At 72.2% G+C, this 1,117-nt stretch carries 1 protein-coding gene; it reads left to right on the top strand.

All coding sequences use genetic code 11. The features are described from left to right. Positions 1-174: 174 nt before the first annotated feature. Positions 175-792, top strand: a complete 618-nt coding sequence (locus PHK61_RS31835; RefSeq protein ID WP_274285046.1) for a DUF1707 SHOCT-like domain-containing protein — start codon at positions 175-177, stop codon at positions 790-792. The last annotated feature ends 325 nt before the right edge of the window (positions 793-1,117 follow it).

Genomic DNA, 1,117 nt, shown 5'->3' with positions numbered 1-1,117 from the left:
GCGAAAGCGTGGCGCACCACGCAAGAGCGCCTCGGTCTCGGCGCGCTTCGCACCACCAGCACGCGAACAGGACGCCACCAGCCCGTGTCGCCCGCACCGGCCCACCGACTGAGGCTCTCCCCCGGCGTCGGCACGCCCTCCCGTCGATGGATGGCCCCACCTATCATCGCGACGATGAGCGGGCCGGATCGCGACGATCCACACGCCCGCGCCTCCGACGAGGAACGAGGACGAGCCGCCCGCCTCGTCCAGGGGGCGATGGGTGACGGTCGACTGACCCCCGTGCAGGGCGAGGAGCGCCTGGCCGGCATCGCCGCAGCGGAGCATCGCGACGAGCTGAAAGCCTTCACGGAGGACCTGGAGGCGTCCCCGCCGCCGCACGGGAGACAGGACGAAACCGGGCCACCGCCGGCGACCGGAGCGGAGGCCCCGACCTCGTCGGTCAGCCTCCTGCGAGCAACCGTCCGCCGCGGCGAGTGGGCGCCGGGCCCGGAGCACACCGTGCTGGCGTTCATGGGCGGCGCGCAGCTGGACTTCCGGGACGCCCGCCTCGATCCGCGCGGCACGACCGTGCGGGTCTTCGCCATCATGGGCGGGGTCGTGATCATCGTCGGTCCAGACGTCGAGGTTCGGTGCGACGGCCGGGGCGCGATGGGTGGGTTCGCCGATCTGTCCGGTCCGCCGACGACACCACCACCATTCCCGGCCCCGCCGCTCCACGTCACCGGCGCGGCGATCTGGGGTGGCGTCGAGATCCGCCGACGAGACCGGGAGCCGCTCCCGCCGGCCTGACGTGGCCGCCGGCCTACAGCTGCCCGACGGTTCGCCCGGAGACCGGCGGCAGGCAGCTGGCGGTGCAGCCACGGTGAGGCAGGAGTCGTCGGCCGTTCGCCTCGGCGCCGCGGAGGAAGGCGCACCGGGCTGCTCGAGGCCCGCTCATGGGGCAGGCTGCACGTGCGCACCCGACCTTGAGTGGGCCCCGTGGGACTCGAACCCACAACCAACGGATCAAAAGATCGCCAGAGACCGCCTACTAGGCCCTCTACCAGCAACAACCGTGTCGGAGCCGGTCACTCTAATCGCACCACGGACTGTTAGTCGCCGTCGATTCGCACCA

The sequence above is a fragment of the Actinomycetospora lutea genome (assembly GCF_028737205.1).
In the GTDB taxonomy this organism is placed as follows: Bacteria; Actinomycetota; Actinomycetes; order Mycobacteriales; family Pseudonocardiaceae; genus Actinomycetospora; species Actinomycetospora lutea.
Note: the sequence above shows the minus strand (reverse complement) of the source record. Positions and strands in the feature narration are given on the sequence as shown.